This is a genomic window from Endobacterium cereale, assembly GCF_009617585.1.
Classification (GTDB): Bacteria; Pseudomonadota; Alphaproteobacteria; order Rhizobiales; family Rhizobiaceae; genus Neorhizobium; species Neorhizobium cereale.
Map to the genome: position 1 here is coordinate 167,541 of NZ_WIXI01000044.1, position 24,695 is coordinate 192,235.

22 protein-coding genes are annotated in these 24,695 nt (G+C 59.3%); 17 read left to right on the top strand and 5 right to left on the bottom strand.

From position 1 onward, the window contains the following. The first annotated feature begins 62 nt into the window (after positions 1-62). The 3 genes from GAO09_RS14520 to ilvN all read left to right on the top strand — a co-directional run bounded on the left by GAO09_RS14520 (position 63) and on the right by ilvN (position 5,543). A complete protein-coding gene (locus GAO09_RS14520) occupies positions 63-1,850 on the top strand; it encodes an acetolactate synthase 3 large subunit (protein WP_153354718.1) in 1,788 nt (595 codons plus the stop codon). After that, positions 1,850-4,903 (top strand): CHAT domain-containing protein, encoded by a 3,054-nt coding sequence (locus GAO09_RS14525; protein ID WP_153354719.1) that lies wholly within the window; start codon positions 1,850-1,852, stop codon positions 4,901-4,903. Before GAO09_RS14520 ends, GAO09_RS14525 begins: the two co-directional genes overlap by 1 nt. A gap of 67 nt (positions 4,904-4,970) precedes the next feature. Next, positions 4,971-5,543 carry an acetolactate synthase small subunit gene (ilvN, locus tag GAO09_RS14530; RefSeq protein ID WP_153354720.1) on the top strand — a complete coding sequence of 191 codons (573 nt, stop codon included), beginning with the start codon at positions 4,971-4,973 and terminating at the stop codon, positions 5,541-5,543. A 44-nt stretch (positions 5,544-5,587) separates the two neighbouring features. Here the strand turns inward: ilvN and GAO09_RS14535 are convergent, their stop codons facing one another. Continuing rightward, positions 5,588-6,445: an aldo/keto reductase gene (locus tag GAO09_RS14535; RefSeq protein WP_153354721.1), complete on the bottom strand. Its 858-nt coding sequence runs from the start codon at positions 6,443-6,445 to the stop codon at positions 5,588-5,590. Between the two features lie 229 nt (positions 6,446-6,674). Here GAO09_RS14535 and GAO09_RS14540 point away from each other — a divergent pair, with 229 nt between their 5' ends. Next, the gene (locus GAO09_RS14540) at positions 6,675-7,544 is read left to right on the top strand and encodes an aldose 1-epimerase family protein (protein WP_153354722.1); all 870 of its coding nucleotides are present in this window, start codon (positions 6,675-6,677) and stop codon (positions 7,542-7,544) included. A gap of 105 nt (positions 7,545-7,649) precedes the next feature. Further along, complete coding sequence (locus tag GAO09_RS14545) at positions 7,650-8,774, top strand: ATP-dependent DNA helicase (RefSeq protein WP_153354723.1); 1,125 nt, start codon at positions 7,650-7,652, stop codon at positions 8,772-8,774. Positions 8,775-8,777: 3 nt separating this feature from the next. On the opposite strand, the gene GAO09_RS14550 is transcribed toward GAO09_RS14545, so the two are convergent. After that, on the bottom strand, positions 8,778-9,467 hold the full coding sequence (locus GAO09_RS14550) for a MerR family transcriptional regulator (RefSeq protein ID WP_209018720.1): 690 nt from the start codon (positions 9,465-9,467) through the stop codon (positions 8,778-8,780). A 297-nt stretch (positions 9,468-9,764) separates the two neighbouring features. Between GAO09_RS14550 and GAO09_RS14555 the strand changes: the two genes are divergently transcribed. Together GAO09_RS14555 and GAO09_RS14560 are read left to right on the top strand one after the other, a co-directional pair. Then, positions 9,765-10,517, top strand: a complete 753-nt coding sequence (locus tag GAO09_RS14555; RefSeq protein WP_153354725.1) for a pyridoxine 5'-phosphate synthase — start codon at positions 9,765-9,767, stop codon at positions 10,515-10,517. A gap of 89 nt (positions 10,518-10,606) precedes the next feature. Continuing rightward, positions 10,607-11,869 (top strand): NAD(P)/FAD-dependent oxidoreductase, encoded by a 1,263-nt coding sequence (locus GAO09_RS14560; protein ID WP_324184698.1) that lies wholly within the window; start codon positions 10,607-10,609, stop codon positions 11,867-11,869. A 14-nt stretch (positions 11,870-11,883) separates the two neighbouring features. Here GAO09_RS14560 and GAO09_RS14565 read toward each other — a convergent pair whose 3' ends face one another. Together GAO09_RS14565 and GAO09_RS14570 are read right to left on the bottom strand one after the other, a co-directional pair. After that, positions 11,884-12,573, bottom strand: a complete 690-nt coding sequence (locus tag GAO09_RS14565; RefSeq protein ID WP_153354727.1) for an aspartate/glutamate racemase family protein — start codon at positions 12,571-12,573, stop codon at positions 11,884-11,886. Positions 12,574-12,645: 72 nt separating this feature from the next. Next, positions 12,646-13,530, bottom strand: coding sequence for an SDR family oxidoreductase (locus GAO09_RS14570; RefSeq protein WP_153354728.1), 885 nt, complete (start codon positions 13,528-13,530; stop codon positions 12,646-12,648). Between the two features lie 141 nt (positions 13,531-13,671). Here GAO09_RS14570 and GAO09_RS14575 point away from each other — a divergent pair, with 141 nt between their 5' ends. The 3 genes from GAO09_RS14575 (at position 13,672) to ilvC (ending at position 15,970) form a co-directional block, all read left to right on the top strand. Beyond that, positions 13,672-14,073, top strand: a complete 402-nt coding sequence (locus GAO09_RS14575; protein ID WP_153354729.1) for a winged helix-turn-helix transcriptional regulator — start codon at positions 13,672-13,674, stop codon at positions 14,071-14,073. A gap of 151 nt (positions 14,074-14,224) precedes the next feature. Further along, positions 14,225-14,884 carry a TetR/AcrR family transcriptional regulator gene (locus tag GAO09_RS14580; RefSeq protein ID WP_324184699.1) on the top strand — a complete coding sequence of 220 codons (660 nt, stop codon included), beginning with the start codon at positions 14,225-14,227 and terminating at the stop codon, positions 14,882-14,884. Positions 14,885-14,950: 66 nt separating this feature from the next. Then, positions 14,951-15,970 (top strand): ketol-acid reductoisomerase, encoded by a 1,020-nt coding sequence (gene ilvC, locus GAO09_RS14585; protein WP_112730398.1) that lies wholly within the window; start codon positions 14,951-14,953, stop codon positions 15,968-15,970. An 80-nt stretch (positions 15,971-16,050) separates the two neighbouring features. On the opposite strand, the gene GAO09_RS14590 is transcribed toward ilvC, so the two are convergent. After that, positions 16,051-16,503 carry an RbsD/FucU family protein gene (locus GAO09_RS14590; protein WP_153354730.1) on the bottom strand — a complete coding sequence of 151 codons (453 nt, stop codon included), beginning with the start codon at positions 16,501-16,503 and terminating at the stop codon, positions 16,051-16,053. Positions 16,504-16,690: 187 nt separating this feature from the next. Between GAO09_RS14590 and GAO09_RS14595 the strand changes: the two genes are divergently transcribed. The 7 genes from GAO09_RS14595 to GAO09_RS14625 all read left to right on the top strand — a co-directional run bounded on the left by GAO09_RS14595 (position 16,691) and on the right by GAO09_RS14625 (position 24,667). Then, positions 16,691-17,935, top strand: coding sequence for an aminotransferase-like domain-containing protein (locus tag GAO09_RS14595; RefSeq protein ID WP_153354731.1), 1,245 nt, complete (start codon positions 16,691-16,693; stop codon positions 17,933-17,935). A 146-nt stretch (positions 17,936-18,081) separates the two neighbouring features. Beyond that, positions 18,082-19,062, top strand: a complete 981-nt coding sequence (locus GAO09_RS14600) for an ABC transporter substrate-binding protein (RefSeq protein WP_153354732.1) — start codon at positions 18,082-18,084, stop codon at positions 19,060-19,062. An 11-nt stretch (positions 19,063-19,073) separates the two neighbouring features. Next, positions 19,074-20,768, top strand: coding sequence for an ABC transporter permease (locus GAO09_RS14605; protein ID WP_153354733.1), 1,695 nt, complete (start codon positions 19,074-19,076; stop codon positions 20,766-20,768). Next, positions 20,756-21,784 (top strand): ABC transporter ATP-binding protein, encoded by a 1,029-nt coding sequence (locus GAO09_RS14610; protein ID WP_324184700.1) that lies wholly within the window; start codon positions 20,756-20,758, stop codon positions 21,782-21,784. The genes GAO09_RS14605 and GAO09_RS14610 overlap by 13 nt, the downstream gene beginning before the upstream one ends. 57 nt (positions 21,785-21,841) lie before the next feature. Beyond that, positions 21,842-22,948 carry an endonuclease/exonuclease/phosphatase family protein gene (locus tag GAO09_RS14615; protein ID WP_153354734.1) on the top strand — a complete coding sequence of 369 codons (1,107 nt, stop codon included), beginning with the start codon at positions 21,842-21,844 and terminating at the stop codon, positions 22,946-22,948. Further along, positions 22,945-23,679, top strand: coding sequence for an NUDIX hydrolase (locus GAO09_RS14620; protein ID WP_153354735.1), 735 nt, complete (start codon positions 22,945-22,947; stop codon positions 23,677-23,679). The genes GAO09_RS14615 and GAO09_RS14620 overlap by 4 nt, the downstream gene beginning before the upstream one ends. 70 nt (positions 23,680-23,749) lie before the next feature. Then, on the top strand, positions 23,750-24,667 hold the full coding sequence (locus GAO09_RS14625; RefSeq protein ID WP_324184702.1) for a PhzF family phenazine biosynthesis protein: 918 nt from the start codon (positions 23,750-23,752) through the stop codon (positions 24,665-24,667). Positions 24,668-24,695: the final 28 nt, after the last annotated feature.

The window sequence follows — 24,695 nt, forward strand, 5'->3', positions numbered from 1 at the left end:
AGATACTCCAGCAGCAATCCCGGCCATTGCAAGTAAAAGGCCAGACATCAGGAGGACAAGACATGACGGATACGGCGGATAACGGCAACCGGATGACAGGCGCCGAAATCGTGCTTCGCGCTTTGAAGGACAATGGCGTCGAGCATATTTTCGGTTACCCGGGTGGCGCCGTCCTTCCGATCTATGACGAGATCTTTCAGCAGGATGACATCCAGCACATTCTCGTCCGTCATGAACAGGGCGCCGGTCATGCGGCTGAAGGGTATGCCCGCTCCACCGGCAAGGTCGGCGTCATGCTGGTCACCTCCGGTCCCGGCGCCACCAATGCCGTGACGCCATTGCAGGATGCGCTGATGGACAGCATTCCGCTCGTCTGCCTGACCGGCCAGGTGCCGACCACGCTGATCGGCTCGGATGCGTTTCAGGAAGCCGATACTGTCGGCATCACGCGCCCGTGCACCAAGCATAACTGGCTTGTGAAGAATGTAGACGAACTTGCCGGCATCATTCATGAAGCCTTCCGCATCGCCCAGAGCGGTCGTCCGGGTCCCGTCGTCGTCGATATTCCGAAGGATATCCAGTTCGCCACCGGCACCTATGTTCCGCCATCGGAAGCAACGGCATCGAAGAGCTACAAGCCGAAGGTCAATGGCGATCTCAATTCCATCCAGGCCGCGATCGAGCTCATGGCAACGGCGCGCCGGCCGGTTCTTTATACGGGCGGCGGCGTCATCAATGCCGGCCCGGAAGCCTCAAAGCTGCTGCGGGAACTGGTTGAGCTGACAGATTTCCCGATCACCTCCACGCTGATGGGCCTGGGTGCCTATCCGGCCTCGGGCAAGAACTGGCTTGGCATGCTGGGCATGCACGGTTCCTACGAAGCCAATCTCGCCATGCATGATTGCGACGTAATGATCTGCGTCGGCGCGCGTTTCGATGACCGGATTACCGGCCGCCTGAACGCATTTTCGCCGAACTCGCGCAAGGTTCACATCGATATCGACCCGTCCTCGATCAACAAGAACGTGCGCGTCGATATTCCGATCATCGGTGATGTCGGCCATGTTCTGGAAGATATGGTTCGTCTGTGGCGGGCTCTGCCGAAGAAGCCTGAAAAGGCCCAGACGGCCGAATGGTGGTCCTCGATCGAGACCTGGCGCGCAAGAAAGTCGTTTTCCTACAAGAATTCGAACGACGTCATCATGCCGCAATATGCGCTGGAGCGTCTCGCGGAAGCCACCAAGGGTCGCGATACCTACATCACCACCGAAGTCGGTCAGCACCAGATGTGGGCCGCTCAGTTCTTTGGTTTCGAGGAGCCCAACCATTGGATGACCTCGGGTGGCCTCGGCACGATGGGTTATGGCTTGCCGGCAGCGCTCGGCGTGCAGGTGGCGCATCCCGATGCTCTGGTCATCGATATCGCGGGCGATGCGTCGATCCAGATGTGTATTCAGGAAATGTCCTGCGCCATCCAGCATAACCTGCCGGTCAAGATCTTCATCCTGAACAACCAGTATATGGGCATGGTGCGGCAGTGGCAGCAGCTGCTGCACGGCAACCGCCTGTCGAACTCCTACACCGAAGCGATGCCGGATTTCGTCAAGCTGGCGGAAGCCTACGGTGCGGTCGGCATGTATTGCGACGATCCGAAGGAACTCGATGAAAAGATTGCCGAAATGATCGCGGTCAAGGCACCGGTCATCTTCGATTGCCGTGTTGCCAATCTTGCCAACTGCTTCCCGATGATCCCGTCCGGCAAGGCACATAACGAGATGCTGCTGCCGGACGAGGCAACGGATGATGCCGTCGCCACCGCCATCGACAAGGCCGGAAAGGCTCTCGTCTGATGCAGGATGGCGGTCTCGACCGGCTCGGTTGGCCAGTTCGGAGTCGGACCAGCGCGGCAGCTGCCGTGTTGGCCGGGCTTGTCCTGTTTTCCTGCCCGCCAATGTCGGTCGCGATTGCTGCCGGTCCGGATGGACCCGCGATCATCGAGAGAGCTCTGAACGAGCGCGATATCGATACGCTCGAGCTGCAATTGCCAAAACTTCTGGCCGAAGGACTGCTCGATCAATCGCCCAAGCCGGCGGCAGCGGCGGTTCTGGCGCTCGCACGGGCGCAGGCGGCTGCGGGGCATTGGAAGCCTCTAGACGCCATGCTGTCCTCGCATCTCGACAAGGCACGTCGGGCATTGGCGGGCGAGGGGGATGAACTTCTCCTGCTTGCAGGCAATGCCGCCGGAGGCGTGAAGGATCCCGGGCGGCAGGAGGCGTTGCTTTCGCGCTATGTCGAAAGCGTGGTCCAGCGAACGGGCGAAGCCTCCCAAGAGGCCCTGACGGCCCGTGTCAACGCCGCCTATGCGCGCTTGACCGCCGACCGTGGAAAGGAAGCGGAAACGGCCATGATGTCCGCGCTCAAGGCGATGGAGATCCACGGACAAGCCGATCTTTTCTTCAATACCGTCGGTCAGGCCGGCGATCATTTCGCCAGTTACCAATTGGACGACGCGGCGGAAAATATCTTCGATTATGGTCTGCAGTCGCGCCTGAACGAAACGGATACCGGCCCCGGACGCGGCTTTCTGCTCTTCAATGTGGCAGCTTACATGCGTGACCAGAAGAGATATGAGGACGCGACGAAGACCGGATATATGGCGCTCAATCTGCTGACAGCGCATTTCGGCGGCAATAGCGAATATTCCATACGGGCCTATGACGGGCTGGCTCAGTCCATGCATGCCGCCGGTCAACTGGCCGCGGCGGCTGCGGCCTACGAATTTCTCGAAACCAATGCCGTTCAGGCACTCGGCAAGGAGCATGAGGCTGTCTGGCAGGTCATGAACAATCGGGCGGCTGTTCTGCGGTCGCTGAAATTGCCGGCTGCTGCCTACGTATCTGACCGATTTGCATATGAAGCGCGATTTCACGCGCTTGGCGGCGGTGCAGGCGAGACACTCATCTCGGCGGTGAATTCGGCGCACGACCTCATAGAAGGTCAACGATATGCAGATGCCATATCCGTAATTGAAACGGTGTCGAGGATAACCACCGGTCCAGGTTATAACGAGGGATTTCGCACGCGTCTTCAATGGTTGCAGCGCTATGCGGAAATCCGTTCGGGAGAGAAGCAACTCGATCTGGAGAAAGTGAAGTCGGCCGACCTGTCTGAGCTCGATGGCGCCGACCTCGAAGTATGGCTTCTTTTTCTCGATCTCTACGGCGACGTTGCGGAAGAGGCGAAGCTGGATGATCTGGCTCTCGCTTATCGCAAGGATGCCATGCAGAAGTCACTTGAAAATCTCGGTGACAACCATCCGATGACATTCGATGCAATGCTGGCTTACGCGGATGTGCTTGGCCGGGTGCGTCCGGCCGAGGCGGCCGATGTCTTCTCAGATCTTGATGCGCGGCTGTTTGAATGGACGCGCGCAAACGTGTCCTCAGGCGGCAGTCTTGAAGCCGCTAGGGCAGCCAAAATTCTGGGCGATGATGCCATTCGTTCGCTGATCGCCTACGCGGAGAAGAACGAAAGAGGCGCCGAAATTCTCGCGGTTGCCGCTGACAACTGGAAATCCATGCGCTCGGCTACCGATCGACGGCTGCGCGAACTTGCCGACGATACCGGAGACGAAAAGTTACGTGGTGACATCCGGCAATATCTGCGCCGGGTCGGAAATCTGCGTGAGATCGTATCGACCAGCCTGTTCACGCCCGAAATGCAGCCGTTGGCTGACGAAATGGTCAAGGCACGCCAGACGCTGAACGACAGCTTTGAGGCAGGCGAAATCGATATGGCCGTAACGCCGTGGCATGAGCCAAAGCCGGAGCCCTTTGCTGTTCTGCCGCGGCCGGCAAAGGGTGACGTGGTTGTCGATTTCATCAGCTACAATACATGGCCCGCCGACCGTGGCGGCGATCCACTGACCGAAGTCGTCTACGCCATCATTGCCCGCCACGACACGTCGCCGGAAGTCGTCCGCGTGTATGAGCGGCATCATGGGCAATCCGAAACCCTGAAATTCCTTGCTGAGGGTGTAGCGCGCCATCTGGTCGGACAGGCTTTGGTCAAGCTGGCCGGAGAAGGGAATGCTCTTTACATCAGCCCGACAGCGGCGCTGTTCCAGTTTCCCTTTGCAGAACTGATAATGCCGGATGGCAAACGGCTCGGTCAGGCGGTCGATGTCCATGTCATTTCCAGTCGCGATGCCTATGCACACCGCAGCCATGGTGAAGCGCCGGCGAAGAAGAGTGACATACTGCTGGCCGGCGGGCTGAAATATGGTCGGGATGCCGGTGCCTCCTATCTGCCAGGCAGCCGGTCAGAGGTTCGGGAGATTTCCAAACTCGCCAAGGCTGCAGGCCATACGGTTGCGAGGCTGGAAGCGGAGGACGCGACGGAAAACAGGCTGAAAAAGGCGGTGGCCGGCAAGGGCATTGTTCATTTCGCGACGCATGGCTTTTTTAACGACGATGCCGGCCTGAATGCCAAGCTTCTGAATGCAGGCTTCCTTGTCTCGAAGGCTGGTGCCGGTAACGAGGCGGAAGATGACGGCGACAACGTCGTGCATGCGCGAGAAGTCCTGTCCTGGGATCTGACCGGTGCGGACCTGGTTGTCATCTCTGCGTGTGAAACCGCGCTTTCCGGCGAGGGAGCCACGTCGGCGGGACGCGGCCTGCCGGTTGCGCTCGCTTCGGCAGGGGCAAGGCGTGTGCTGTTGACGGTGGAGGTTGTCGGCGACGAAGCGACGGCCGCCTTTATGCAGCGCTTTTACAGCTTTGTGCTGGAGAAGGGGCTGTCCTATGATGATGCTTTCCTTGCGACAAAACGCGATGCATGGGCAGGAAAGATCAGGAATTTTTCACCGCGGGATACCGCAGCCTATGTGTTCTACGGGAACTGAGAGTGACCGTCGCCAGGACGGCTTTCGACTTGACCGATAATTCAATGAGAAAAAGCAGGAAACAGCCATGAATGCACATCAGCAACCAACCGGCTCGGCCTATTTCATCAGCCCGGAGACAGCCAAGGTAGAAAGCCACACGCTATCGGTCCTCGTCAGCAACGAGCCGGGTGTTCTTGCGCGCGTCATCGGGCTTTTCTCCGGCCGGGGATATAACATCGAAAGCCTGACGGTGTCCGAGACGGAGCATGAGTCGCACCTGTCGCGCATTACGATCGTCACCAACGGCACGCCATCTGTACTGGAGCAGATCAAGGCCCAGCTCGAGCGCATCGTGCCAGTGCATCGTGTTGTCGATCTGACGGTCCGTGCCGGTCAGTTGGGTCAGGAGCGCCCGATCGAGCGGGAAGTGGCGCTGATCAAGGTGGCCGGTGCGGGTGATAGCCGAGCCGAAGCGCTGCGTCTGGCCGATGCATTCCAGGCGAAGGTGGTTGATGCGACCGTTGGCCACTTTATTTTCGAGATCACTGGAAAATCGTCGAAGATCGACCAGTTCGTTGCGGTCGTAAAACCGCTTGGTCTGATCGAGGTTTGCCGCACGGGTATAGCGGCGATGAACCGCGGAGCGCAGGGCATGTAACCTTGTCGGGGCGGTCCTTTGGATCGCCCCGTTTTCATTCAAGCTCAAAGCATTTCCAGCGGTCTTGCCTCTGTCGGGGCAGGGAAAAGAGCATTGAGCTTCTGCCATTCGTCGTCCAGCAGTCTTAGCGTCAGGGCCCGCACGTTTTCCTCTACATGCGCCTTGTTGGACGCTTTCGGAATGGCAATCATGCCGAAATGCTGAAGCACGAAGGCAAGGGCTACCTGGGCCGGCGTGGCGTTATGGGCGCTGGCGATGGCGATCAGGTCGGGATGGTTGGCCAGACGTCCCTGCTCGATCGGCGAATAAGCCATGATCGGGATGCCGTTGCTCACGCACCACGGCATGAGATCGTATTCGATGCCACGGCGCCCGATATTGTAGAGCACCTGATTGATCGCGCAGCGGTCGCCATGGGGCACTGAAAACAGTTCCTTCATATCGGCGGTGTCGAAGTTCGAGACACCCCAGTTGCCGATCTTTCCCTGTTTGACCAGTGTCTTGAAACCTTCGACCGTTTCCGCCAATGGATGAGGGCCGCGCCAATGCAGCAGAAACAGATCGATCCTGTCCGTGCGCATACGTCGGAGGCTGCGTTCGCAGGCGGCGATGACGCCGTCGCGGCTGGCATTGTGGGGATAAACTTTCGACACGACGAAGACCTCGTGGCGTCGCCCCTTTATGGCTTCACCGACAACTTCCTCTGCGCCGCCTTCACCGTACATTTCCGCCGTATCGATCAAGGTCATGCCAAGATCGATGGCGTGGCGCAATGCGTCCACTTCCGTCGCCCGGTGCCGGGCATTTTCGCCCATGTTCCATGTGCCGGCGCCAAGCGTGGGGACGGCTGTGCCATCGGGCAGTGAGACGGTGGGGTTAAGGATTTTTCTGGCGTCGGACATCGAGACCTTCCGCTGCTATTTGCAGTGAACATGGGGCCGGAGGCGGAAATTTCCAAAACGGGAGACAAGTCCGGCTAAAACGTTTGATCATATTGCGCCGCAAAACCGCCAATGCGGGACGATGCAGATCAAATGACGTGATTTTTCCCTTTTTGCAAATTTCCTTTCGGCTGGCAAAGACCTAGTTAGCCGGTAAGGTCATGATCAATCGAATCTAGGAGAATGCGCGATGAGCCACCCGGTGCGGATCGGTAACGAGTTTCTGACCATCGAAATTTCGGCACTCGGGGCGGAAATGCAGAGCCTTAAAACCCGTGATGGCCGCGACTGGCTCTGGAACGGTAATTCCAAGTATTGGACCGGCCGCTCGCCGATTCTGTTTCCAATCGTCGGCAAGGCCGCGGACGACCATGTCGAAATCAATGGGCATGTCTTCCCGATGGCGCAGCACGGTTTTGCCCGGCGCACGACGTTCGACCTCACGGCATCGACGCCAAACATGTGTCGGTTCGAACTGGTGGCGTCGGATGTGACGCATGCCCTCTATCCTTTCGACTTCCTGCTCGCGCTGGACCATTCCGTCGATGGCGCCAAGCTGACTGTGGCTGCCGAAGTGGAAAACCGTGGACAAACAGATATGCCGTTTGGCCTGGGTTTCCATCCGGCGTTTCTCTGGCCGCTGCCGGGCGGTGAAGGGAAACCGCATCAGGTCACCCTCGACAATGGTGCTGAACCTGCGCTCTCCCGCCTTGAGGGAGGCCTCATTCCCCCGACCTTGCAGGATTCGCCGTTCAAGGACGGACGCCTGACCGTCCAGCATTCGATGTTCGAGGCGGATGCGATGATCTTTCCGCAAGGGGCGGGTGATGGGTTGACCTATGGTGTGGAGGGTGGGCCGCAGCTGCATTTCACCTTCGAGAACCTACCGAACTTGGCGCTATGGCAAAAGGTCGGGGCGCCGTTCCTGTGCATCGAGCCATGGCATGGCATGGCTGCCAAGGCCGGTGCAGGACTTGAGCTGGCGGCGCGCCCGTCGACTACCATTCTGGCGCCGGGCGCAAAAGCGCGGTTCGCCTTCACGGTCGAACTGCCGGCCTGAACCGAGGTCAAGTTCAACGGGCGAGGGGCCACTGTCCCCGTCCATTTGATCCTCTTTCGTTCTTTTCTGTTGCTTTGGCTGTCCGAATCCTGCCAAGTCGCGGCCATGCAGTTTGCTCCGCAACAGGACGAGGCCCTCAAGGCCGTTTCCGATTGGCTGAAAGCCGGTCGCACGCCGGTTTTCCGGCTGTTCGGTTATGCCGGTACCGGCAAGACGACGCTTGCCAAATATTTTGCCGAACATGTCGATGGCGATGTTCTGTTCGCAGCCTTTACCGGCAAGGCGGCGCAGGTTTTGCGCTCGCGCGGTGCCAGCAATGCAAAAACCATTCATTCGCTGATCTATCGCCCGCGCGGTGAAGAGGCTGTCGAAGACGAAGATACCGGCAAGACCTCGATCGCGCCGATGTTTTCGATCAACCGCCAGAGCCCGGTCGCTAAAGCTGCCCTGATCGTCATCGACGAATGCTCGATGGTCGATGAGGCGCTCGGTCGCGACCTGATGAGCTTTGGTACGCCCATTCTCGTGCTCGGCGATCCTGGACAGTTGCCTCCGGTATCCGGTGGCGGTTTTTTCACCGAGCAGGAGCCGGATTACCTGCTGACCGATATCCATCGTCAGGCGCGCGACAACCCGATCATCCAGCTTGCCATGCAGATCCGCGAGGGCAAGGAAATCATGCATGGTGACTACGGAACCGCCAAGGTGATTTCCCGAAACGAGGTCAACCAGGAACTGGTGCTGGAGGCCGATCAGGTTCTGGTCGGCACCAACAAGACCCGCAAGCGCTACAATCAGCGTCTCCGTGAGCTCAAGGGTTTCACGGCCGATTATCCGCAATCCGGCGACAAGCTGGTCTGCCTGCGCAATGATCAGGTCAAGGGTCTGCTCAATGGTTCGCTGTGGCAGGTGATGAGTTCGTCGCGCGAGACTGTGAAGCCCGGCATCAACCTGATGATCCGGCCGGAAGACGACGACATGGATCGCGGCGCCGCCAAGATCAAGCTCCTGAAACAGGTCTTTGAGACCGAGGAAGAAATTCCCTGGGCGACGCGCAAACGTTACGACGAGTTCGATTACGGTTACGCGCTCACTGTGCACAAGGCGCAGGGCTCGCAGTGGAACAATGTCGTTCTGTTCGACGAAAGCTGGGCCTTTCGCGATACCCGCGAGCGCTGGCTTTATACGGCTGTGACCCGCGCTGCCGAAACGCTGACCATCGTCCGATAAGGATCAGTTTGGCAGCATGCCGGACAGGATCGCTTTTGCCGCCGCCTGATAACGATTGGCGGCATCGAGCTTGGTCATGATGGCATCTTCGAGTTTCTGCAGTTCGCCGCTGCAGATGCCAAGTGCAAGCGCCAGACTGCCGCCCTTGTAACCTTCCGTCATCAGCCCGAGGCAGCGCTTTTCGATCTCCGAAAGGCGGGCCGGAGGCTCTGTCGTCGATGTGGCCGGCATGGCTTCCTCCTCGCACGTCATGATGGTGCGGATCTGGGTAATCTTGCGGGTGATCAGCGAGAGTTCGGCGACCAGTTGGCGCCGGTGCGTGGCAAGGCATTTCTTGAACAGTTCGTCGGCTTCCGTTTGCGACTGGCTTTGGCCGAGGTGCTCCATCAGGTCCTGAATGGCGGCGAGCGGCATGCCGATCTCGCGGCAGGTGTTGATCACCATCATGCGTAGGACGCAGGCGGTGTCATAGACCCGCATCGTGCCGGTTCGCTCGGGCACGAGCAGGTTCTTCTCCTCGTAGAAATGTAGCGTGCGATGCGTGACGCCGAACAGATCGGCCATCTCTGCGATCGGCAGCGGGTGAGGCGGCAGCGAATCGATGCCTGTCAGGCGTGGCAGAAAACCGGCCGAATAGGCTGGCAAATGGGTCGGCGCCGATACGGTGCCGAAAAGATCGAAATTCTCTCGCATGATACTCCTTCGTCCCGCGAGACCAGCACCGGCTTTTGCAACGGTGCCATTCAATCCCTCCCTGCTTCTCCCCGAATCACCGGGGGCGCAGCTTTTATGGGCAGATGGTGACATTTTCACCATCTGTAGTGAATTCTCACTCTGCATCCATAATAAGTTGTATTTTCTGCATGCTACGCGCAGGCTTCGATGCAGGTCGTTCGGCTTTTTTTCGAAAAACATTGTGTGTGACAGCGGATGGCTTAAAGCTCGCAAACGTTAAATGCCTTCATGATCATGCCTTGGGGACGCCTGCCGATGCCGACCACGCTTTCCGTCAATGTCAATGCCATCGCCATGCTGCGCAATCGCCGCGATCTGCCATGGCCGAGCCTCGAAAACCTTGGCCGTATCGCATTGCAGGCAGGTGCGAGCGGTCTGACCGTGCATCCGCGCCCGGACCAGCGGCATGTCCGCTTTTCCGATCTGCCGGTGCTGCGCGCCCTGATCGATGACGAGTTTCCGCAGACCGAGTTCAATATCGAAGGTTATCCAAGTGAGGATTTTCTCGATTTGTGCGAACGCAGCGAACCCGAGCAGGTGACGCTGGTGCCCGATGATCCGTCGCAGGCGACGTCCGACCACGGTTTCGATTTTCGCGCCGATCAGGAAATGCTGAAGCGAGTTGTTGGGCGGCTGAAGAGCAAGGGCATGCGCGTGTCCTTGTTTGCCGATGGTGACGGTGACACCGAGGCGGTGCAATTGGCGAAATCGACCGGTGCAGACCGGATCGAGCTTTATACCGGGCCGTATGGCGGTTGTTATGACGATCCGTCGCTCGGTGCCACCATTCTGGAAAAGCTCGGCCAGACGGCGGATGCGGCCTTCGCCGAAGGGCTGGAAGTCAATGCCGGGCATGACCTGACGGTTGCAAACCTTCCTGCACTGGTGAAACGCATCCCAAAACTGGCCGAAGTCTCCATCGGTCATGGTCTGACGGCTGACGCGCTGGAATACGGAATGGCGGAAACCGTGCGGCGTTTTCGCCGCGCATGCGGGCAGACAATCTGACGCAGTTTTAAAATTGACGATTATCAGTAAATAGCCATATTGCGTCGCAGCATCCACGCTATCGATGCATTTCTCCGGAAGGATTGGTTGTGACTGAACATCGTGTAGTCGTCGTTGGCGGTGGCTTTGCAGGCCTGCAGCTTGTGCATTCCCTCAAAGGCGCCCCGGTCAAGATCACTCTTGTCGACCGACGTAACCATCACCTTTTCCAGCCGCTGCTTTACCAAGTTGCGACAACAGTGCTGGCGACCTCCGAAATCGCGTGGCCGATCCGCCGGCTGTACCGCAACCGTCCGGATGTCACGACGCTGCTGGACGAGGTTCTCGGTGTCGATCGTGCCAGCAGAACGGTTCAACTGAAATCCGGCGAAGTGCTGGAATACGACACGCTGGTCCTCGCCACCGGTGCCCGCCATGCCTATTTCGGCCGTGACGATTGGGAAAGCATGGCGCCCGGCCTGAAGACGCTCGAAGATGCCACGACCTTGCGCCGCCGCATTCTTCTCGCCTTCGAGCGGGCCGAGCTGACCAACCGCACCACCGAACTCGATGCGCAGCTGACATTCGCCATTATCGGCGCCGGCCCGACCGGTGTTGAGATGGCCGGCATGATCGCCGAACTGGCGCATCATGTTCTGCCACCGGAATTCCGCAAGATCGATACCAAGCGCACCCGCGTGCTTCTGGTCGAAGCGGGCCCACGCGTGCTGCCGGCCTTTTCGGAAGATCTTTCGGCCTATGCCAAGTCCGCACTCGAAAAACTCGGCGTCGAGGTTCTGACCGGCAAGCCGGTGACGGCGATCACCGAGGATGGCGTGACTATAGGCGACACCTTCGTGCCGGCCCGTACCGTCATGTGGGCCGCAGGCGTACAGGCATCGCCGGCCGCCAAATGGCTGGAAGTCGAAGCCGACCGGGCAGGGCGTGCCGTTGTCGGGCCTGATCTGGCGATCGCCGATGATCCCAATATCTTCGTTCTCGGCGACACCGCGTCGGTGATTCAGGACGGCAAGCCTGTTCCAGGTATTGCGCCGGCCGCCAAGCAGCAGGGCGCCTATGTTGCCAAGCTTATGCATGCCCGTCTCTCGGGCAAGCCGGTGCCCGGACCCTTCCGCTACAAACATCAGGGCAGTCTCGCGACGATTGGTCGGCGCGCGGCGGTGATCGACTTTGGCAAGTTCAAGCTCAAGGGCGGTCTTGCCTGGTGGATCTGGGGGCTGGCGCATATCTACTTCCTGATCGGCACGCGTTCACGTCTTGCCGTCGCCTGGAGCTGGATGTGGACGCACATGTCCGGCCTGCACAGCGCACGGCTGATCACCCAGAAGGAGTCGCTGAAGGACGAGTCCTGAAGCGTTTCATGCTGTTATGTGAGCGAAAAATCCACGGCCGCCTGCGCATGCACGGCGGCCGAATCTATTCCGGGAAGCGGTAGCGCGTCGGGATCGAGCAGAAGGCAGATTTCCGTGCAGCCGAGAATGACGCAGTCGGCGCCGGCCGCCTTTGCCTTGTCGATCATGGCGAGCGCTGTTTTGCGTGAGCTTTCCCGAATCGTGCCGGCACAAAGCTCGTTGAAGATGATGTCGTGGATGGCCGTGCGGTCATCCGGTTCCGGCACCATGACGTCGATGCCGAGTGATGTCATGCGCTCTGCATAAAAGCCGTGCTCCATTGTGTAGCGGGTGGCGAGCAGAAGTGGACGGCGCAGGCCGCGTGCGGCAAGCGCCCTGGCTGTCTCATCGATGATGTGAATGAGCGGGATATCGACGGCCGCGGCCACCTGCGGCACGACGAGATGCATGGTGTTAGTGCAGATCAGCACGCATTCGGCGCCGCCTGCCTGCAAGCGCCTTGCGCTTGCGGAAAGGGCGTCGGCTGCCAGATCCCAGCGGCCGCTTTTCTGCATCTCGACGATGTCCGCAAAGTTCACCGAATGCATCATCAGGTCGGCGGAGGCAAAACCACCGATGCGATCGCGCACCTTCTCATTGATCAGCCGGTAATAGACTTCCGTGCTTTCAAAGCTCATGCCGCCGATCAGGCCGATGGTGCGCATTCATGTCTCCGCAAAAAGTGAGATCAGACCGAGACGGGTCTAATCTCACTTGCGCATTCTGACAATCGTGGCTTAACCGGCAAGTGCTGTGCGGTTTTCCTCAAAGAAAGCCTGCAGCGATTGCGGTTCGCGGCCGGTCAGCGCCGTGAAGTCGCCGGTGACGAGGTCGAAATTGCCGGCCGCGACATTGGCATCGGCCGAAGCCAGCATGCGGACGACGAAATCCGGCAGGCCTGCGGCGCCCATGCCGGCGGCGAGCTGTTCGCCATTCACCTGCACGACCTCAAGAGGCTTGCCAGCGGCCTTGGAAACGGTTTCGGCAATCTGGTCGGCATTGAGCGAGACCGAGCCGGTGAGGGTGAGCGTCTGGTTGCCGGCCGGCGGGTTGGCAAGTGCTGCAGCGGCGGCACGGGCGCAATCGTCACGCGAGATATTGGCAACCTTGCCGTCTCCCGTCGCGGTGAACCATTTTCCGCCTTCCAGATTGTGCGGCATGCTCATCATGTAATTGTCGTGATACCAGGCATTGCGCAGGATGGTGTAGTTGAGGCCGCTTGCCTTGATCGCTTCCTCGGTGCCGAGATGGTCCGGTGCAAAGCTGACCAGCGATTTGTCCGGGCTCGGCATCGACGTGTAAAACACGTGGCCGACGCCGGCCTTCTTGGCGGCGGTCACGGCATTGGTGTGCTGCCGCAAACGGGCGCCGGGAACGGCCAGTTCATCCGTCGAAATGATCAGCACGCGGTCGATGCTGGCAAAGGCGGCTTCGAGCCCGGCCGGGTCGGCAAAATCGGCCTGGCGCGTCTCAACGCCGAGATCTGCCAGATCGGCAAGCTTGGACCTGTCGCGGCTGGCGGCGACGATATCGGATGCGGAAACGTTCGAGGTCTCCAGAAGATGCCGGATAACGGCGCGACCGAGTTTGCCGTTGGCGCCGGTGACGAGAAGTTTTGCCATGGGTATTTCCTTGATCCCTGATGTCTTCCAGGATGGAAGATATGTCGCTCTCAAAAAGAGACTAGGGATAGAATAGGAATTGACGAGAAACTGTAAAGAAGGCAGTTTTCCGGGAGATCGTTACCAAAAGGGAACCACCTCATGAACACCAATGTCCGTATTCCGCAATTTGTCGGCAAGGAATGCGACATGTCCAACTGGGATGCCGGCAATTGCCCTGTGCGTGACGTCATCAACCAGATTTCCGGCAAGTGGTCGACGCTGCTTCTGCAGGCGCTGGCGGGGCGGCCTTATCGTTTTGGCGAGTTGCGGCGTCTGGTCCCGGATATTTCGCAGCGCATGCTGACGCAGACGCTGCGGGAGTTGCAGCGTGACGGTTATATCGACCGCGAGGTTTTTCCGACCAAGCCGCCGAGTGTGGAATATCGGATGACGGAGCTCGGCATGTCGCTGTTCCTGCCGTTGTCGCAAGTGCTGGATTGGGCCGAGGCAAACCATGCGGCGGTCAAGGCCGCCCGGGTCCGGTTCGACGCCGAGGCATAGGCCTTCGGCGCAATATCATTCGCGACGCTCTTTGCGACCTCGTTTGCTAAATTTCTTGCGTCCGTCCTCTTGACGGCGCAATAACTCGCAAGTACGAAGAACCGTACCGTACGGTACCTATTCCGTACACCGCATTTGTGAGGAGCAGATCGTGCCCGCTGATACCGCCGCATCGGCAAAGTTTACGCCGCGCCAGAGCGCCGTTCTGGCCGAGGCACTGCGTCTTCTCGTCGAAGGTGGAGACAAGGCGCTGACGACCTCCGGTCTGGCGCGAGCTGCCAACTGTTCCAAGGAAAGCCTGTACAAATGGTTCGGCGATCGCGACGGCCTGCTGGCCGCGATGATCTCTTTCCAGCAGAGCAAGGTGCGCACGTCCGACCGCAGTGGCGAGCGCCTGAGCGCCGAGGCGCTGCGTGAACATCTCGAGGTTTTTGCACGCGATTTGCTGGATGTTCTGGCGGGCGACGTGTCGCTGGCCCTGAACCGGCTGGCGATCGGCCAGTCGAGCCGTGACGGTTCCAAGCTTGGAAAACTGCTGCTGGAACATGGTCGGCGCGAGATCGACCGACGGGCGAGGGCGCTGATCGACGCGGGAAAACGTTCGGGCCTGCTGCGCTTTGCCGATGCCGACGAGGCCTATCACACGTTTTACGGTCTGGTGGTTTCCGACCTGCATGTCCGCATGCTGCTCGGCGAAACAGGCCTCAAGGACAATGGCCGGCAGGCGCAAAAAGCGGTGGACGCTTTTATCGCCCTGCACGGAACACAAAAAGATTCCGGGGAGGCGCCGCGCGCCTCTGCGGCTCGATAACAACCGAAACAATGCCGGATCCGCAACGGGCCGGTCAGATCAATCGCATAGGGAAGGAATTTTAGGATGCGCGTTTATTACGATCGGGATGCCGACATCAACCTCATCAAGTCCAAGAAGGTCGCCATCATCGGCTACGGTTCTCAAGGTCGCGCTCACGCGCTGAACCTGAAGGATTCGGGCGCCCAGAATATGGCGATCGCCCTGAAGGCCGGTTCCGCCACCGCCAAGAAGGCTGAAGCCGACGGCTTCAAGGTCATGACGGTTGCCGAAGCTGCCGCATGGGCCGACCTGATGATGATGGCAACCCCTGACGAACTGCAGGCCGACATCTACCGCGACGAAATCGCCGCCAACATCCGTGACGGCGCCACCATCGCGTTCGCCCACGGCCTCAACGTGCATTTCGGCCTGATCGAGCCGAAGGCATCGATCGACGTCGTCATGATCGCGCCGAAGGGTCCTGGTCACACGGTTCGCGGCGAATACCAGAAGGGCGGCGGCGTTCCTTGCCTCGTTGCCATCCACCAGAACGCTTCGGGCAATGCGCTTGAACTCGCTCTGTCCTACGCCTGCGGCGTTGGCGGCGGTCGTTCGGGCATCATTGAAACCACCTTCAAGGAAGAGTGCGAAACCGACCTTTTCGGCGAGCAGGTCGTTCTCTGCGGCGGTCTGGTCGAACTGATTCGCGCCGGTTTCGAAACGCTGGTCGAAGGCGGTTACGCTCCGGAAATGGCCTATTTCGAGTGCCTGCACGAAGTGAAGTTGATCGTCGACCTGATCTATGAAGGCGGCATCGCCAACATGAACTACTCGATCTCGAACACGGCAGAATGGGGCGAATACGTCACCGGCCCGCGCATCATCACTGCCGAAACCAAGGCTGAAATGAAGCGCGTTCTGACCGACATTCAGACCGGCAAGTTCACTTCGGACTGGATGCAGGAATACCGTGCAGGCGGCGCTCGCTTCAAGGGTATCCGTCGCAACAACGATAGCCACCAGATCGAAGAAGTCGGCACAAAGCTGCGCGCCATGATGCCTTGGATTGGCAAGAACAAGCTGGTCGACAAGACCGTCAACTAAGCGGTTTATGTCCGGCTGAAAGGCCATGACAGCTTGAGGAAATGGGCCGCGCAAGGAAATCCTGCGCGGCCCGTTTCGTTTCAGCCCTTCGGCGGAACAACGCCCTTGGTCAGCAGGAAGCAGCCGTAAAAACGGGTTTCGCCGGTGGCGATGACGCAATAGGCCTGTTTCGCCTTTTCGTAGAAGGCAAAGCGCTCAATGCCGTACATCGGAGCGGACTGACCTTCCGCCGCATCGATTTGCGATTGAACCTCCTGCTGGATTTCCGGGATCGTGCCCGGATCGCCCATGATTTCCATGCGTCCGACCGATGGCTGCAGCGGGGTGTCGAGAGGCAGGACCGACAGGATGGCCTGCATGGCGCGCGCCGCCGAAACATTGTCTATCCGCAGCACCTTGCCGAGCACGGTCTGTCGGGCAATCGAATCGGATGGAAAATTGGTGTCGGCCAGCACGAGGGTGTCGCCATGGCCCATGGATTTGAGGGCATGAAGGACGTCGGCGTTGAGCGCGGGGTCCAGGTTTTTCAGCATGATCTTCCTCCTTGATCATAAGGATAACCGTGGTGACATACTTCGCGCTGACTGAGAAGATAACGATCGTTGAGAGCGTCCGAGAAAACGCGGAAAAATGATGATTATCCGATAGGTCAGTATTGCTGACCTGTCGAAATTTCTGTAATGCTGATGGCAACAAAATTGAAATAAGAGGAAACATCCCATGCTAGATTGGGAACATATCTTCGCTACGCGCTCCAGCCGCATGAAGGCGTCGGAAATTCGTGAACTGCTGAAGCTGCTGGAACAGCCCGACATCATCTCCTTTGCCGGCGGTATTCCGGATCCCGCGCTGTTTCCGGCAGATGAGTTCAAGGCCGCTTACGCCGATATCTTTTCCGGCGCGCAGGTGAATTCGGCTCTGCAATATTCGGTCAGCGAAGGCTACAAGCCGCTGCGCGACTGGATCGTTGCAGACATGGCGAAGATCGGCATCGACTGTACTGCCGATAACGTGTTCATCACCTCCGGTTCGCAGCAGGCGCTCGACTATTTTGGAAAACTGTTCCTGTCGCCGAATGACACGGCGCTGGTCACCTGGCCGACCTATCTCGGTGCATTGTCGGCCTTCAATGCCTATGAGCCGCATTACGACCAGCTGTCGCTGAACGGCAACCGTACACCGGAAGCCTATCGCGAGACGGCATCCAAGTCCGGCGGTCAGGTGAAGTTCGCCTATCTCTCCGCCGACTTCTCCAATCCGACCGGCGAAACGATCGATCTTGCCGGCCGCGAAAAGCTGCTGGCGCTGGCCGATGAGCTGGATATCGCCATCCTTGAAGACGCGGCGTACCAGAACCTGCGTTTCGACGGCGAGCCGGTCTCGCCGATCCTGGCGCTCGACATCGCCCGCAACGGCGGCATCGAAAACACCCGCACGATCTATAGCGGCAGCTTTTCCAAGACGCTGGCACCTGGCCTGCGCGTCGGCTTCGTCGTGGCGGCCATGCCGGTCATCCGCAAGCTGGTCCTGATGAAACAGGCGGCCGACCTGCATTCCTCGACGATCAACCAGATTGCTGTCGAACATGTGGCTTCGCGCGGTTTTGCCGATCAGGTGGCCAAGATCAAACGCGTCTATAGCGGTCGTCGCGATGCCATGCTGGCGGCGCTCGAAAAATACATGCCGAAGAACACCTCGTGGACCAAGCCGGAAGGCGGCATGTTCGTGTGGGTCACTCTGCCGGAAGGCATGGATGGCGCCGAGCTGCTGGCCAAATCGCTGGCGACGGAAAAGGTCGCCTTCGTGCCGGGCAAGGCGTTCTTTGCCGATGGCAGCAATGCCAACACGCTGCGTGTCTCGTTCTCCTGCGCCAACGACCAGATGATAGACGAAGGCATCAAGCGCCTCGGTCGCCTGGTTGCCAATGCCTCGGTTGCCGATCACGAAAGCCTGCCGATCATCTGATCGACAGTCACGAAAAACATATCGGAAGGGCGGATCCACAGGCGATTCGCCCTTTTTTTATGGGTGTTGCCGTCCACGTCAAACGCTGTCACATGAGTGTCGTTGAATGTGTGTTTAAGCGCGTCAGCTCAAACAGGATGACCCTCATGAAAAAGCTTCTGTCCACTTTCACGGCGCTCGTCGCGCTTGGCTTCGCAGGCGTCGTCAACGCTGCCGATCTGGTCGTTTATACCAGCCAGCCGAATGCCGATGCACAGGCGACCATCGACGGCTTCAAGGCCGCCAATCCGAACGTGGACGTCGAGTGGGTTCGTGACGGCACGCCGCAGATCATGGCAAAGCTGAACGCCGAGCTTGCTGCCGGAAACCCGGTTGCCGATATTCTGCTGATCGCCGACACGGTCACCTTCGAGCGCATGAAGGCTGCGGGTCAGCTGCTCGCCTACAAGTCGCCTGAAGCCAAGAATTTCGACGCTTCGCTTTATGACGCCGACGGCTACTACTATTCGACCAAGCTGATCACCACCGGCATCATGTACAACACCCAGGCCGCGATGAAGCCGACGAGCTGGGCCGATCTTGCCAAGCCGGAAGCCAAGGGTCTCGTCACCATGCCGAGCCCGGTGGCTTCGGGTGCTGCCCTCATCCACGCCCAGACACTGGCTGGTGTCGAAGGTCTCGGCTGGGACTATTACAAGGACCTCAAGGCCAATGGCGCTATTGCAGCCGGCGGTAACGGTGGCGTCCTCAAGGCCGTCGCCTCGGGCGAAAAGGCTTACGGCGTCGTGGTCGATTACATGCCGATCCGCGAAAAGGCCAAGGGCGCGCCGGTCGAGTTCGTCTTCCCGAAGGAAGGTGTTTCGGCCGTCACCGAGCCTGCCGCCATCCTGTCTTCCACGAAGCATCAGGACAATGCCAAGAAGTTCATCGACTATCTCCTGTCGGAAAACGGCCAGAAGATCGCTGCCGGCCTGGGTTACATCCCGGCCCGCAACGGCATCGAGCTGCCCGCCGGTTACCCGGCCCGCGAAGAGATCAAGCTTCTGCCGCTGAACGCCGCCGATGCGCTCAAGAACTCGGAAAAGGACGTCAAGACGTTCTCCGATATTTTTGGCACCAAGGGCTGATATAAAGCCTGATGTTCCGATCTCAGAATCGAGGAAACAGCCAGCCCCGCTGGCTGTTTTCCTTTGTCATCGTGGTGATCTTCTTCCTGAGCGTGCTGCCGCTCGGGCGGCTCGCCATGACCGGCTTTTCATCGCTGTTCGATGGAGGTGCGCGTGCGCTTCTGTCCGATCCTGTCGTCTGGCAGGCTGTCTACGACACGCTGACCACATCCTTCCTCGGCATGATCGCGGCCGTCATTCTCGGCGGCGGTTTCGCGTTGCTGCTGACGCTGTTTAACGTGCGTGGCAAGACGGCCCTCGGTTTCCTCTTCATGCTGCCGACGATGATCCCGCCACAGGTGACGGCGCTGTCGTGGATTGGCATGACCGGCCCTTCGAGCGCGCTTCTGAAGGCGATCGGTCTGGCGCCGCCTATGGGTAGCCCACAGCCGCTCTATTCCATTGGCGGCATCGCGCTGCTTTATGGCGTGCAGAATGCGCCACTCGTTTTCCTGTCTTTGCGCGCCGGTCTTCTGGCTTTGCCGCGTGATGGTGTCGAGGCCGCAAGACTGTCCGGTGCTTCGTCCTGGCAGGTGCTGAAGGATATTATTCTACCGCTGTCCTTGCCCGGGTTCGTGGCCGGTGCAGCAATCGCCTTTGTCTCCTGCGTCGGCAACTTTGGTATCCCCGCAATCCTCGGCATCCCGGCATCGATCTACACCCTGCCGACCCTGATCTATACCAAATTCGCGGCGTTTGGTCCCGGCACCTTTGCCGATGTCTCTCTGCTTTCGGGCCTGATCGCCATTCTCTCTGTCATCGGTCTGACGGTGGAGGAACGGGTCTTGCGCGGTCGCGATTATCGCGTCATCGGGCTATCGGGGCAGGTGGCGATGTTCAAGCTTGGTCACTGGCGTCTGCTGGGTGAACTGGTTCTGTGGCTGGCGATTTTTATTACGCTCGTCATGCCGCTGACGGCGCTGGTGGCAAGCTCGCTTGCACCTGCCTATGGCGTGCCACTGAATGCATCGACGGCGACACTGGACGCCTATCGCGAGGTCCTGTTCAAACAGACGATTACGCGCACGGCCTTTTTCAACTCCGTCACGCTGTCGCTGACGACGGCAATTGGTCTCCTCGTGGTGACTGTGCTGACGGGTTATTATCTGGTGCGCTCGAAAAGCCGTCTGGCACCGGTTCTCTCGGCCTTGGCGGAAATTCCTTATGCGCTGCCGGGCATCGTTCTGGCCGTCGCGCTGATCCTTGTTTTTGCCGCGCCGATCCCGATCATCGGCATTTCCATCTACGGCACGATCTGGATCATCCTCGTCGCTTATTTCTCCAGCTTCTTCGCAGTCAGCCTGAAGCCGGTGGTGAGCGCATTCCGCCAACTCGATCCTTCGCTGGAAGAGGCCGCACGGCTTTCCGGCGCAGGGTTTGGACGCCGACTGATCGATATTGTCGTGCCGCTGGTGGCACCGGCGGCGGGTGCGTCGGTCATTCTCGTCTTTCTCATTGCCTGCAACGAGCTCACCGTCTCGGCCATCCTCTGGTCGGCCGGCACACAGACGCTCGGCGTGGCGATCTACAATCTCGATGATAGCGGCAGCTTCAACCTCGCGGCCGCACTTTCCGTCCTCGTGGTCATCATGGTGATCGCGATGATGCTGGTGCTGGAACTGATGGCGAAACGACTGCCGAAAGGTGTGGTACCGTGGCGAAGCTGATCCTCAATCGTCTTTCCAAGACGTTCGAAACCGGTGGCCGTCCGGCCGTCAACGACGTATCGCTGGAAGTCCGCGACGGCGGTTTCCTGGCGCTGCTTGGTCCTTCCGGCTGCGGCAAGACGACGGTTCTGCGCATGATCGCAGGTTTCGAACAGCCGACCGACGGTTCGATCCTGCTGGGCGACCGTGTGCTTGCCGATGCTTCGGAAATGGTGGCACCGGAACATCGCAACATGGCGATGGTGTTCCAATCCTATGCGCTCTGGCCGCATATGAGCGTGGCCGACAATGTCGGGTATCCGCTGAAAGTGCGTGGTATTTCGGGCGAAAAGCGCGCGAAGAAGGTGAAGGAGGCACTCAATGCCGTGCGCCTCGAAGCCTATGCCGATCGTCGGCCCGCCGATCTCTCCGGCGGCCAGCGGCAGCGTGTGGCGCTGGCCCGCTGCCTTGTCACCGAGCCGGATGTGGTTCTGCTCGATGAGCCGCTCGCCAATCTCGATCGCCATTTGCGTCAGGAAATGGAAGAAACGTTCCGCGAGTTTCACGCCCGTTCGGGCGCGACGATGATCTACGTCACCCATGATCAGGCCGAAGCCATGGCGCTGGCGACGGATGTGGCGGTCATGTCCGAGGGCAAGCTTTTGCAGGTGGCGAGCCCACAGGAAATTTATGCGCGGCCAGAAGGTCGCCTTGTGGGCGGACTTGTCGGGCAGGGCGCCATTCTCAAATGGCCTGCGGCACCTTTGCCGAACCGGCTGGTCGACTGGGAGATGCTGCAGCAGTCTCTGTCGCATACCAATGGGCAGGATTGCGCCGATATTCTCGTTCGGCCGCAGGATGTCGAGATCGCCGCTGAGGGCATGTTGGCGACCGTGACTTCAGTCCTGTTCGAAGGCGAGCGGTATGCCCTTAAATTGGCTCTGGGTGACGAGCAGAACCTTCGCGCATTCAGCCGGCAGCCGGTGCAGGTGGGTGACAAGGTCTCGATCATCATCCGCTCGGCCTGGAGATTGTAGCGGGTAGCCAGCCACAATTCTGGTGGCTAAGGTGCCGGTCGCAACAGGGAAGCATGCATGTCTCTTCGCCTCGGCACCTTCAATATCGAAAACCTCATGACCCGTTTCGATTTCACCGGCTGGCGTAACCAGATGCGCCAGGATCGGGTTTTGCGGCTGTTCGAAGTCGGCAGCAAACTGGAATATGAGCAGCTCGAACAGGCGCGGCTGATCGCCGAGACGGACGATACACGGCAGATGTCGGCGCTTGCCATCGCCGATGCGGATGCCGACATTCTCTGCCTGCAGGAAGTCGACAACATGCCGGCGCTGGAAGCTTTCGAATACGGCTATCTCTACCGCATGGTCGGTAACGGTTATCGGCAGAAATTTCTGGTCGAGGGCAATGATGGTCGCGGTATCGATGTCGCCGTCCTTATGCGGGAGGAAACGCGATCAGGCCAGAAAATAGAGGTCGTCGACGTGCGTAGCCACGCTTTGCTGACCTATCAGGATCTCGGTCTGTTCAACGATGAACTGGCTTTGACCAACAAACCGACGGACAAGATTTTCAAACGCGATTGTCTGGAACTGGAGCTGAAGATCGGCGGTAAGCCGTTTTCGCTTTATGTGGTGCATTTCAAGTCGATGGGTAATGCGCGGGACAACAGGGATGGACGGCTGGGAACGATGGCCATTCGTGCAGCCGAGGCAAGGGCGGTAAGGCACATTGTCGAGCACCGGTTTGGTGGCGACATCGCCGGCTCCAGTTTCGCCATTTGCGGTGACATGAATGATTACCAGGAGCGCGTGAAGGTTTTTGGCACGCGCCGCAGCGGATATAGATTTGAACCCGTGCAGGAGGATGTCAGCGCGCTCGACGTTTTCAGCCATGATGGATTTGCCGAAAACGTCGTGACCCGCCGCGACGTGACGGACCGCTGGACGCTCTACTACGCCAGAGGCCCGCAGGAGCAGCACCTTTGCCAGCTGGATTATATCTGGCTGTCGGCCGCGCTGGCGAAAACCAATCCGAATGCCATGCCCGACATCATCCGTAATGGGCAACCATTCCGCACCGTGTTTCCTCCAGGGCAGGAGGTCGAGCACTATCCGCGTGTTGGCTGGGATCGGCCGAAGGCGTCTGACCATTGCCCTGTTGTCATGGAGTTCCAGCTGCCATGACGGAAAAATTGCCCGGTATCTGGCCGCCGCCTTCGAACCCGGTACGCATCGCGGGCCTCGATCTGCTCATGCAGGATGGTGCGCATGCGCTCCACGCGGAAAATGAGAAGGCGATTGTGGCAAACTGGGAACAGGAGGCTACAGCCAATCCGCACCTCTTTAATGGCCAGATGGTGCTGCAACGGCAACTGAGCTTTGATAATGGCATCATCCGGGGCGTGGCGCATGCCATCCCGTATTCGGTGCTGCTGTGGTGGCGCAAACAGCCAGACCCGGCAGGCGCGCTGCATCTGTTCGGTTTTGCCGTTCTGGTATCGTCCGACAATGCGATCGTCGCCATTCGCATGAGCGAGCGCACTGCCAATCCGGGGTTGGTTTATTGTGCTGCAGGCTCGCTGGATCTCAACGATATCGTGGATGGTCGTCTCGATCTGGTTGGAAACATGCGGCGCGAGGTGCGCGAGGAAACCGGCCTTGATCTGGACACGGCAGAGGCTGATCCGGATTTTTATGCCAGCCATGCGGGCAATCGTGTCGTGGTTTTCCGATTCTATCGCTTTTCGATAACGGCGGCTGAGATGGTGGCCCGCATCGAAGCCCATATGCCGCATGACGCCGAACAGGAGATCGATGGCGCCGTTGTCATCCGTTCCGCAGATCGCGATATGCATCGCTACAACCCGATGATGTTTCCAATTCTCGACATGTTTTTCGACGTGACTGACAATTGAACAAACAGGGTTGCGCCGCGAAAGACCGTGGGGCAGTTTGGCCGTATCGACATCGACAGAGAGGTTCGCTGTGGCTCGCCGCTATGCCATCTATGACGTTTTCACCGACAGTAAACTTGCGGGAAACCCGCTGGCAGTCATTTTCGATGGCGATGGTCTTTCCGAAGAGGCAATGCAGGCGATAGCCCGGGAAATGAACCTCTCCGAAACCGTGTTCGTGCAGCTGGCAGACAATCCCGCCCATGCGGCGCGGCTGCGCATTTTTACGCCCGGCAAGGAACTGCCTTTTGCCGGCCACCCGACAGTCGGCAGCGCCGTTGCGTTGACCGAGCTTGAACGTGGACCGGATGCCGGTGATGTCGATCTCGTCTGCATGATCGAAGAGAAAATCGGGCCGGTGCGCTGTGCGGTGCGGCTGCGCAAGGGCGCAGTCGGCTTTGCCGAATTCGACCTGCCACGCAAACCGAGCCGGATCGAACTGCCGCTGGATATCGAAGGGCTGGCCGATGCGCTCAGCGTCAAGGTAGGCGACCTTGCCTTTGAGAATCACGTCCCTTCCATCTGGAGCGCCGGCGTGCCATTTCTGATGCTGCCGCTGCGCAATATTGCGGCCGTCCAGGCCATGGAATTCGACGTGACGCTATGGGAGAAGGCGGCGCCATTTGTTGAGGGCGCGCTGACGTCTGCCTATGTCTACTGTCGTGGCGGTGTCCATCACCAGGCAAAATTTCACGCGCGTATGTTTTCACCGGATATGGGGATCGCCGAGGATCCGGCGACCGGTGGTGCGGTCGCGGCGTTGGCGGGCGCCATCCGCCATTTCGATGCCTTGCCGGATGGGCATCACCCAATTCTGGTGGAACAGGGTGTTGAAACGGGGCGGCCCTCCTACATCAATCTGCATATCGACGTGAAGGATGGCGAGATCGGTCGCGCCCGTATCGGAGGGCAGGCCGTGAAGGTAGCCGAAGGAACTTTGTTGATCTGATTGGCTTCTTGGCGGTGCGCGATTTTGC

Coding starts and splice junctions, on each gene's coding strand:
- GAO09_RS14520 (WP_153354718.1), top strand. CDS start 63: ATGACGGATACGGCGGATAACGGCAACCGGATGACAGGCGCCGAAATC.
- GAO09_RS14525 (WP_153354719.1), top strand. CDS start 1,850: ATGCAGGATGGCGGTCTCGACCGGCTCGGTTGGCCAGTTCGGAGTCGG.
- ilvN (WP_153354720.1), top strand. CDS start 4,971: ATGAATGCACATCAGCAACCAACCGGCTCGGCCTATTTCATCAGCCCG.
- GAO09_RS14535 (WP_153354721.1), bottom strand. CDS start 6,445: ATGTCCGACGCCAGAAAAATCCTTAACCCCACCGTCTCACTGCCCGAT.
- GAO09_RS14540 (WP_153354722.1), top strand. CDS start 6,675: ATGAGCCACCCGGTGCGGATCGGTAACGAGTTTCTGACCATCGAAATT.
- GAO09_RS14545 (WP_153354723.1), top strand. CDS start 7,650: ATGCAGTTTGCTCCGCAACAGGACGAGGCCCTCAAGGCCGTTTCCGAT.
- GAO09_RS14550 (WP_209018720.1), bottom strand. CDS start 9,467: ATGCGAGAGAATTTCGATCTTTTCGGCACCGTATCGGCGCCGACCCAT.
- GAO09_RS14555 (WP_153354725.1), top strand. CDS start 9,765: ATGCCGACCACGCTTTCCGTCAATGTCAATGCCATCGCCATGCTGCGC.
- GAO09_RS14565 (WP_153354727.1), bottom strand. CDS start 12,573: ATGCGCACCATCGGCCTGATCGGCGGCATGAGCTTTGAAAGCACGGAA.
- GAO09_RS14570 (WP_153354728.1), bottom strand. CDS start 13,530: ATGGCAAAACTTCTCGTCACCGGCGCCAACGGCAAACTCGGTCGCGCC.
- GAO09_RS14575 (WP_153354729.1), top strand. CDS start 13,672: ATGAACACCAATGTCCGTATTCCGCAATTTGTCGGCAAGGAATGCGAC.
- ilvC (WP_112730398.1), top strand. CDS start 14,951: ATGCGCGTTTATTACGATCGGGATGCCGACATCAACCTCATCAAGTCC.
- GAO09_RS14590 (WP_153354730.1), bottom strand. CDS start 16,503: ATGCTGAAAAACCTGGACCCCGCGCTCAACGCCGACGTCCTTCATGCC.
- GAO09_RS14595 (WP_153354731.1), top strand. CDS start 16,691: ATGCTAGATTGGGAACATATCTTCGCTACGCGCTCCAGCCGCATGAAG.
- GAO09_RS14600 (WP_153354732.1), top strand. CDS start 18,082: ATGAAAAAGCTTCTGTCCACTTTCACGGCGCTCGTCGCGCTTGGCTTC.
- GAO09_RS14605 (WP_153354733.1), top strand. CDS start 19,074: ATGTTCCGATCTCAGAATCGAGGAAACAGCCAGCCCCGCTGGCTGTTT.
- GAO09_RS14615 (WP_153354734.1), top strand. CDS start 21,842: ATGTCTCTTCGCCTCGGCACCTTCAATATCGAAAACCTCATGACCCGT.
- GAO09_RS14620 (WP_153354735.1), top strand. CDS start 22,945: ATGACGGAAAAATTGCCCGGTATCTGGCCGCCGCCTTCGAACCCGGTA.